This window comes from Vibrio sp. V19_P1S1T109, assembly GCF_002241375.1.
Taxonomy (GTDB): Bacteria; Pseudomonadota; Gammaproteobacteria; order Enterobacterales; family Vibrionaceae; genus Vibrio; species Vibrio anguillarum.
Window position 1 is genome coordinate 1 of the sequence record NZ_NDIM01000175.1, and the last position, 8,563, is coordinate 8,563.

Below are 8,563 nucleotides of genomic sequence, written 5' to 3' on the forward strand. Positions count from 1 at the left end.
GCGATCATCATCGGCCAAAACTGTGAATTGGTGAAGCAGCTATCGACGACAAAGGGTCAGTGTCACGGTAAGATGGCGCCGTAACTTGTGTTGTAAATGGTAACTTGTGGTTTAAATAATAAAGAGAAAATGCGATGACAGCTCCAACAGAAATGACTTTTTTCGCTCGTTTTGAAGCGGATATTTTGGCGAAAAAGAAAGTGATCACCATTCGTGATGAGAGCGAAAAGCACTACCAAGTTGGCTCTATTGTCGAGGTGAGTACGTTGGAAGAGGGACGAAAGTTCTGCCGCTTGTTAATCAATAAGGTTGAACCGATCCTATTTAGCGAATTAAGCCACTACCATGCAGAGCAAGAAAATATGTCACTCACGACACTGAAAGAGGTGATTCAAGACATTTATCCCAATATTGAACAGTTGTATGTCATTCACTATCAACTGGTTGAAGAGAAAGATCTGGAAAAAGATCACGCTTAAAAATAATAACGCCAATCAATCACGATTGGCGTTATTGCTGTTTGCCTCAAGACCGTGTCACGACGATTTCATTATAAAACGCAGCAACAGTAACGAGGTTAGTCACGCTTCCACAGAATGTGGCAGAACTTTTGGTCTGGGTCGCGGCTGACGAGCATTCTTGCAAACACATCGTCTAGTACGTCGTCCTCTTCATTGACAAGACCGATCAATACTTCCGCGTAAGCTTCCTTATCGACGTCAAAACCCACGTGTTGAACCCAATCATCACCAACGTCAACCAGTTCAGCCGCGCCACGGTCTTCAAATTGTGCCGTAAACAGGATGACATCAACAGGTTCTAGATTATCGGGTGCCATTTCAAGAAAGATGTCGTAAGCCGCATCAATGGCATCGTCGTAAGAAATCAAATCAGACATTATTATGCTCGGCTCATGTATTTGCGTTCAGCGGTGTTGATAATAATACGGTCGCCAGTTGCGACATATTCAGGCACCTGCACGACAAGGCCAGTGCTTAAACGTGCTGGTTTTGAACGCGCAGAAGCTGAAGCACCTTTGATGGAAGGATCAGTCTCTTCAATCACAAGCTCAACAGATGAAGGGATATCTAGTGCTACCGCAACACCGTCAACGACAACCACATACATACCTTGGATTTCTTCAGTGATGAACAGCAGCTCATCTTCGATATCCGCCTGTTTAAACGTAAATTGAGTGTAGTCTTCGTTATCCATGAAGATGTACTCATCGCCATCAACATAAGAAAACGAAACCGCACGGCGGTTCATGTCAACGGTGTCGACAAAGTCATCGGCTTTTAAACGCTCATCAACGCGAGCGCCAGTGTTCAAATCAGTACAACGTAGTTTGTAGATTTTAGAACCACCGCGGCCACCAGGAGTGGTCACTTCGATATCTTTGATCAATAGCGTCTTGCCACCAGAAATAATAGCAAACCCTTTTTTTAATTCATTCGCCTTTGGCATGGAATTTTTCCTTCATACTTAGTTTCGGCGCATTATACCTTGCCGTTTTCGAAAAGGAATATCTTGATTGATTGCTTTGCATAGTAGAACATGACCGCGTGTACTTTTTCTTAAATTAACTAACGCTTTTTGCTATGTATTTATCGGTTATTGACCCAAAACAACCCTTTCAGGCTGAATATCAAGCGGCTATCGATGATCTCATCAAGTTTCTGCGTGCCGGGTTAGGTGACAATTTACATAGTCTCTACCTTTATGGCAGTGTGGCGCGCAAAACCGCGCGTTATGGGCGCTCCAATTTGGATGTAGTGTTGGTCACGCACCGTGATTTCTCCGAGCAACGAGCAACGCTGCTGAATACGATTAAGTGGCGATTTCAGAAGAGTTTCCCGCATATCACCGAAGTCTCGATCAAAACTGCACTCGTGAGCGAGGTAGCCACTTTAGAGAGCATTTTTACGTGGGGATTTATGTTGCGCCATTGCTGCGTTTGCATCTTGGGTGATGATCTGGCGGAATGCTTTGGCGATTTCGAACCCAGTTGGGAAATAGCCAAACACTGGAATATGGACATCGCAGATTGGGTCTTTTTTTATCGTGATAAAATTGCAAAAACCAGTTCTGAAAGCGAACAGAGCAAGGCGCAAGTAGCCATTGCCAAGAAATTACTGCGCGCCAGTTATTCTTTGATTATGTATCGTGACAAAAATTGGTTTGATGATCCTATCGAATGCGGGCAGCAGTTTTTACGTTATCATCCGGAGAAAAAAATCGACATTGAGAGATTGGGTATTTTGCTATCTGGACGAGTGATCGCTAAACGCTCAGTGATTGGAATTCTAGACAGTTATGGGCAATGGCTTGCAAAGCAGTATCAAAAAACAGAGTTTCGGATTGGTTAACCGCTGGCTAGATCGTCGTACTTCTTAAAATAACCCAAGTTGTGGCTGGCTGAGCTGTTCGAAATTCAAGCCAACAAAAGGTAAAATGGCTTCTGCGACTGGCTGCAATTGTTTATCGATATAGTGCTGATAATCGATAGGACTTTTTAAATACTCTTTAGGCTCAGGGCCATTCAGTGTGATGAGGTATTCGATACGACCTCGATTTTGATATTGCAATGGTCGGCCTAACTGCTGGTTTATCGTATCAGCAAGTCGCGCAGCTCTTACTTGTGGTGGTACGTTTTTTTGGTATTCATGCAGCTTGCGACGCAACCGTTTTTGGTACACGAGCTCATGGTCGAGTTGACCGGTTTGAGTTTGCTCAACGATTTCACGAATAAACGCCGCAGGGTCTTCACCATTAAAAATCATCGAATAAAGTTGGTGCTGAAAGCGTTGTGCGAGCGGAGTCCAGTCCGTTCTTGCACTCTCAAGCCCTTTAAAAATTAGCCGCTCGTTTTCGCCTTCACCGATCAATCCCGCATAGCGTTTTTTTGACCCCGTTTCTGAACCTCGGATGGTTGGCATCAGAAACTTTCGGTAGTGGGTTTCGTATTCCAATTCCAGCATCGATTCCAATCGGTACTCTTCACGCAAGTGGGTCGTCCACCATTGATTGATGTGTTCAACCAGTTGTTTTCCTACGCGATCCGCTTGCTGCTGTGAATATTGACCACCTAAAGAGACAAAAGTTGAGTCGGTATCACCATAAATCACTTGATAGCCTTGCGCCTCAATTAACTTTTTAGTTTGCTTCATGATCTCGTGTCCGCGCATGGTAATACTGGACGCCAAACGAGTATCAAAAAAACGACAACCTGACGATCCAAGCACCCCGTAGAAAGAGTTCATGATGATTTTTATCGCTTGTGAAAAGGCTTTGTTATTGTTCTTTTTCGCCACATCACGCGCAGCCCATAATTTCTCGATCATTTCTGGAAGAAAATGTTTGGTGCGGTGAAATTGACCGCCACGAAATCCCGTTACCGCTTGGTTATCCTCTTTACCAAGCGGAATTTTTAGCCCTTCAATCAAGCCAAGTGGGTCAATTAAAAATGAACGAATGATCGAGGGATATAAGCTTTTAAAATCAAGAAGTAATACAGAGTCGTAGAGGTTAGGGATGGAGTCCATCACATAGCCTCCGGGGCTTGCGACCCAATTTTCGGAGTGTAAGTTAGGTGCGATGTAACCCGCGCGATGCAATTGAGGTAAATAGAGATTGGTAAAGGCGGCGACAGAACCGCCGACGCGATCTAGCTCCACACCCGTGAGACGGGAACGTTCAATGGCGAAATCCAGCAAATGGGTATGTTCAAAGATTTTATTCACTAACACACAATCTTGCAGGTTGTATTTCGCCAGTGAAGGTTTGTCTTTTTTAAACATATGGTTGATTTCATCCATCCGATCATGGGCGTTGTGAATCGCTTTTCCTTCGCCTAATAGCTCCCTTGATACTGATTCCAATGACCAAGAACGAAATTGGTAAGTGGCTGTTTTTAATGTATCAATTCCATCCAACACTACTCGCCCGGGAATGGTAATAAACCCTTGCTGACTCTGGTTTGAACTACGAAAAAAACTGTGCTGTTTGCCGCGACCAATCGCAAGTCTTAACTTATGCCACTCGGCTCTTTTATGGAGTAAGCGAAAATCAAAATCAATCACGCTCCAGCCAATTACTACATCAGGGTCGAACTCAGTGAACCAATCGATGAGAGCGTTGAGCAATGCGTATTCGTCTTTCACCCATTGAATTGGGGTATCGCAAGGCTCAGGCTCACCAATCATGATTACGCGGCTGTCCATTGGGCTATCAAAACCAATCGAGTAGAGAATGCCTTTTTCAGAACACTCTAAATCCAGCGAAACCACTTTCAGATGAGGAAGATAGTTGCCCGGTCGACATTTCGCCTGTTCTATTTTTGAATGGGAAAACGTCTGGGTAAGCCGTCCAGTGAATTCAATGCTGCCTTTAAGAAAACGCTCCATAAGAAAGCGGTCGGCAAGCTTAATATCATCTTCTAACGTCAGAATATGATGTTGCTTTAGTAGTGCCGAAAACTCAGCATGCGTTTGAATCGTTTGACAATAACAACCCGCTAGGAGGGTATGTTCAAAATCTTCCAAATCCAATGTTTTTAATTCGATAGAGAGCTGCCGCTCTAACGCTAATTTTTGCGCTTGTGGTACATCTTTCTGTGGTATGAAGAAAACGGGTTTTTCACCACGGATAATCAGTTGGGTTGGACCTTGAGGCGTACTCAACCACAACTCAATATGAGTCGAGCCATGAAGGTCTCTTGCATGGCGAGTAAGTAAAAAACCGTGTTGAATAACCAAGCGTAATAAATCCAAATAGTCGTAACCTTGGGGGAGGGCATCATATCAGAGCTACGAGGTAAATAACGAATTTCAGTGAGGTGAGTAAGCGGGCGATGGAGATGAAATAACCGTTAATTGGTATGGTGTATGCATTTTAACTTTATGATTTGTTTTGGTTTTGTATTTTTATGAGGCTGGTTGCATTTTTATGTTTAGGTTCAAATTTGTCAAAAAATCATGTAAAAGTCGTGCGGCATCTCTGCTAATATAATTAAGCTTTTGATTTGTTGATGGATTCTCATTGGATGATTAGCCGAACAAATAAGTACTTGCCAAATTTGGGGTTTGAGCACATATTCAGTGTGAGTAAAAACCAATGTTAAGTTAATTACCCGATTGTGAGTTAATTTCCAATTGTGAGCTAATTAATGTGGGCCGCGATGCTGCTATCCACGATTCAGTGGGTGCAGAGCCAATAGATGAGTGTGGAGATACAAGTTTGATAAGTGTTTTCCTTGTAGATGATCACGAGCTGGTTCGCACAGGGATACGACGTATTATTGAAGACGTCCGTGGAATGAACGTAGTAGGGGAAGCTGACAGCGGTGAAGAAGCAGTAAAATGGTGTCGCAGTAATCATGTCGACGTTGTTTTAATGGATATGAACATGCCTGGTATCGGCGGTTTGGAAGCGACAAAAAAAATTCTGCGCTTTAATCCAGATGTGAAAATCATCGTGTTAACGGTTCATACGGAAAATCCATTTCCGACCAAAGTGATGCAAGCTGGAGCCGCGGGTTATTTAACCAAAGGTGCAGGCCCAGATGAAATGGTCAACGCGATTCGCATTGTGAATAGCGGGCAGCGTTATATCTCGCCTGAAATCGCACAGCAAATGGCATTAAGCCAATTCTCGCCAGCTTCTGACAATCCATTTGCTGATCTCTCGGAAAGAGAGCTGCAGATTATGATGATGATTACCAAAGGGCAAAAAGTGACGGATATTTCCGAGCAACTTAGTCTTAGCCCCAAAACAGTAAATAGCTATCGCTATCGACTGTTTAGTAAGTTAGCGATCAGCGGTGATGTTGAACTGACCCATTTAGCTATTCGACACGGAATGTTAGACACCGAGACGCTTTAGTGACTTCTTTGTTCGACTCGGTCGCTTTTCTTAAAACCGTTACCCATCAGCCCGGCGTTTATCGAATGTATAACGCCGAGGCTGATATCATCTATGTTGGCAAAGCCAAAGACCTCAAAAAACGCCTTTCTAGTTACTTTCGAAAAACAATCGACAGTGAGAAAACGCGCGCGTTAGTCAGCCATATCGATAAAATTGATGTCACCGTTACTCACACTGAAACGGAAGCGTTGATCCTTGAGCACAATTACATCAAGCAATATTTGCCTAAATACAATGTGCTGCTGCGAGACGATAAATCTTACCCGTATATTTTTATTAGTGGGCATAAGCACCCTCGTTTGTCGTTGCACCGTGGCGCGAAAAAGCGCAAAGGTGAGTATTTTGGTCCATACCCTGATTCTGGTGCGGTTCGAGAGTCGTTACACCTCATCCAAAAAATATTTCCGGTAAGACAATGTGAAGATACCGTCTATAGCAACCGGACTCGTCCTTGCCTGATGTATCAAATTGGCCGCTGCGCTGCACCTTGTGTGAGTCATATCATTGCGGATGAAGAGTATGCTGAATTGGTTAATTATGTTCGATTGTTTTTGCAAGGCAAAGATAACCAAGTACTTGAAACATTAGTGCAAAAAATGGAACAAGCCAGCCAAGCACTGCAGTTTGAAAATGCCGCTAAATTTAGAGACCAGATCCAAGCCATTCGAAGAGTCCAAGAACAACAGTTTGTTTCTGAAGAGACGATGGATGACATGGATGTATTGGGATTTGCCCAAGAAAATGGCATCGCTTGCATCCATATTTTGATGATCCGCCAAGGTAAAATATTGGGTAGTCGTAGCCATTTTCCTAAAATTCCGGCTAACACGACTCAAGAAGAGGTGTTTGATGGCTTTTTAGGACAGTATTATTTAAGTCACAATGAAGCGCGTACGATCCCAAGTCGAGTGATCTTAAATGCGGGTCTTCTAGAGGATGAAAAGCCGCTGCAAGAAGCCTTACAGACCCTGATCGGGTGTAAAGTTTCTTTCCATATCAGCCCAACAGGTGTACGTGCTCAATATTTAAAATTGGCTAATACCAATGCATTGAGCGCAATAACGGCTAAAATTAACCATAGAATGACGATCAACCAGCGTTTTAAAGCACTTCAAGCTGTTTTAGGGTTGGATAGCATAGAGCGTATGGAGTGTTTTGATATTTCGCACACCATGGGAGAGAGTACGATCGCCTCATGCGTGGTATTTAACCAAGAAGGGCCTGTTAAACCAGAATACCGCCGTTATAACATCACGGGAATTACTGGTGGGGATGATTACGCTGCAATGGGACAAGTGTTAGATAAGCGGTATTCCAAGCAGCTTGACGTGGAAAAAATCCCCGATGTCATTTTCATTGATGGTGGTAAAGGGCAATTGAATCGAGCTTTGCAGATCATCTCTAGCCATTGGCAAGATTGGCCGAAAAGACCGGTGATGATTGGTATCGCCAAAGGCGTTACCCGCAAACCGGGGCTAGAAACGTTGATTACAACCGATGGCGATGAATTTAACCTGCCAAGTGATGCGCCAGCTTTGCATTTGATTCAGCATATTCGCGATGAAAGTCATAATCACGCCATTGCTGGGCATAGAGCCAAACGAGGTAAAACACGGCGTACCAGTACATTGGAAGGCATAGAAGGGGTTGGGCCTAAACGCCGGCAAGCACTGCTGAAATATATGGGAGGGCTGCAAGAGCTAAAAAGAGCCACTGTTGAAGAAATCGCCAAAGTGCCCGGTATTAGCCATTCTTTAGCTGAAAACATTTATCAAGCATTGAAACAATAAGAAAAATAACGCAACATAACCGCGCAATCGATAAGAGCCTATAAATATGCGTTTGAATATTCCTAATATTTTGTCTTTATTACGACTTTTCCTTATCCCAGTATTTGTCGTTGTTTTCTATCTGCCTTACGGCTGGGGCCCTTTTGCTGCGGCAATGGTGTTTTGGGTAGCGGGTTTTACCGATTGGTTAGATGGTATGCTTGCGCGAAAACTTGGGCAAACCTCTCGCTTTGGTGCTTTTATCGACCCAGTAGCGGATAAAGTGCTCGTTGCGACGGCTCTTATCTTGATCACCGACCATTACCACAGTCTCTGGATAACGATTCCAGCCGTGACAATGATTGCCCGTGAAATCATCATTTCTGCGTTGCGAGAATGGATGGCGGAAATTGGTAAAAGAGCCAGTGTGGCCGTTTCATGGGTTGGGAAGGTTAAGACGCTCACCCAAATGTTTGCATTGTGGGTACTGATTTGGCGTCATGATGATTGGATGGTGTGGGTCGGCTATGCAGCGTTATACATTGCAACCATTTTGACCTATTGGTCAATGGTTCAATACTTGGCGGCAGCTAAAGACGACCTCCTCAATGCAGAACATCATTAAGAAACGGGCTTAGGCCCGTTTTTTGTTGTCATCCCTAAACCACCGCCTTGGGCGGTGGTGATTGAACCTTGGGGCTATTGCCCGAAGGAGTGCCCATGCTAGAAGTAAACCTCTTATTCACCACAAGTAAGAGGAAACTAAAAACATGGGCGATTATAGAAGTTCATCACATGTATATTGGCGTTGCAAATACCATATAGTTTGGACTCCGAAATACAGATTTAAGATATTGAAAGGGAATGTA

Annotated in this window: 9 protein-coding genes; 6 read left to right on the forward strand and 3 right to left on the reverse strand. The window is 43.8% G+C overall.

Annotated elements, in window-relative coordinates:
- The first annotated feature begins 134 nt into the window (after window positions 1-134).
- The gene (gene yqfB / locus B9J87_RS08295) at window positions 135-479 is read left to right on the forward strand and encodes a N(4)-acetylcytidine aminohydrolase (RefSeq protein WP_094150161.1); all 345 of its coding nucleotides are present in this window, start codon (window positions 135-137) and stop codon (window positions 477-479) included.
- A gap of 98 nt (window positions 480-577) precedes the next feature.
- On the opposite strand, the gene B9J87_RS08300 is transcribed toward yqfB, so the two are convergent.
- The gene (locus B9J87_RS08300) at window positions 578-898 is read right to left on the reverse strand and encodes an HI1450 family dsDNA-mimic protein (RefSeq protein WP_017048043.1); all 321 of its coding nucleotides are present in this window, start codon (window positions 896-898) and stop codon (window positions 578-580) included.
- 2 nt (window positions 899-900) lie between these two features.
- Entirely contained in the window at window positions 901-1,467 is a 567-nt protein-coding gene (gene yeiP / locus B9J87_RS08305) for an elongation factor P-like protein YeiP (RefSeq protein WP_094150163.1), read from the reverse strand.
- Window positions 1,468-1,601: 134 nt separating this feature from the next.
- Between yeiP and B9J87_RS08310 the strand changes: the two genes are divergently transcribed.
- Complete coding sequence (locus B9J87_RS08310) at window positions 1,602-2,369, forward strand: nucleotidyltransferase (protein ID WP_094150165.1); 768 nt, start codon at window positions 1,602-1,604, stop codon at window positions 2,367-2,369.
- 24 nt (window positions 2,370-2,393) lie between these two features.
- Here the strand turns inward: B9J87_RS08310 and B9J87_RS08315 are convergent, their stop codons facing one another.
- Window positions 2,394-4,757, reverse strand: a complete 2,364-nt coding sequence (locus B9J87_RS08315) for a DNA polymerase II (protein WP_094150169.1) — start codon at window positions 4,755-4,757, stop codon at window positions 2,394-2,396.
- A 481-nt stretch (window positions 4,758-5,238) separates the two neighbouring features.
- Here B9J87_RS08315 and uvrY point away from each other — a divergent pair, with 481 nt between their 5' ends.
- The 4 genes from uvrY to B9J87_RS08335 all read left to right on the forward strand — a co-directional run.
- Window positions 5,239-5,883: a UvrY/SirA/GacA family response regulator transcription factor gene (gene uvrY, locus B9J87_RS08320; RefSeq protein WP_026028128.1), complete on the forward strand. Its 645-nt coding sequence runs from the start codon at window positions 5,239-5,241 to the stop codon at window positions 5,881-5,883.
- Window positions 5,883-7,715: an excinuclease ABC subunit UvrC gene (gene uvrC, locus B9J87_RS08325; protein WP_094150167.1), complete on the forward strand. Its 1,833-nt coding sequence runs from the start codon at window positions 5,883-5,885 to the stop codon at window positions 7,713-7,715. The genes uvrY and uvrC overlap by 1 nt, the downstream gene beginning before the upstream one ends.
- A 46-nt stretch (window positions 7,716-7,761) precedes the next feature.
- Complete coding sequence (pgsA, locus tag B9J87_RS08330) at window positions 7,762-8,319, forward strand: CDP-diacylglycerol--glycerol-3-phosphate 3-phosphatidyltransferase (RefSeq protein WP_013856615.1); 558 nt, start codon at window positions 7,762-7,764, stop codon at window positions 8,317-8,319.
- 145 nt (window positions 8,320-8,464) lie between these two features.
- Window positions 8,465-8,563 (forward strand): transposase (locus B9J87_RS08335; RefSeq protein ID WP_176429464.1); only part of this gene is annotated, 99 nt, incomplete at its 3' end.

Coding starts and splice junctions, on each gene's coding strand:
- yqfB (WP_094150161.1), top strand. CDS start 135: ATGACAGCTCCAACAGAAATGACTTTTTTCGCTCGTTTTGAAGCGGAT.
- B9J87_RS08300 (WP_017048043.1), bottom strand. CDS start 898: ATGTCTGATTTGATTTCTTACGACGATGCCATTGATGCGGCTTACGAC.
- yeiP (WP_094150163.1), bottom strand. CDS start 1,467: ATGCCAAAGGCGAATGAATTAAAAAAAGGGTTTGCTATTATTTCTGGT.
- B9J87_RS08310 (WP_094150165.1), top strand. CDS start 1,602: ATGTATTTATCGGTTATTGACCCAAAACAACCCTTTCAGGCTGAATAT.
- pgsA (WP_013856615.1), top strand. CDS start 7,762: ATGCGTTTGAATATTCCTAATATTTTGTCTTTATTACGACTTTTCCTT.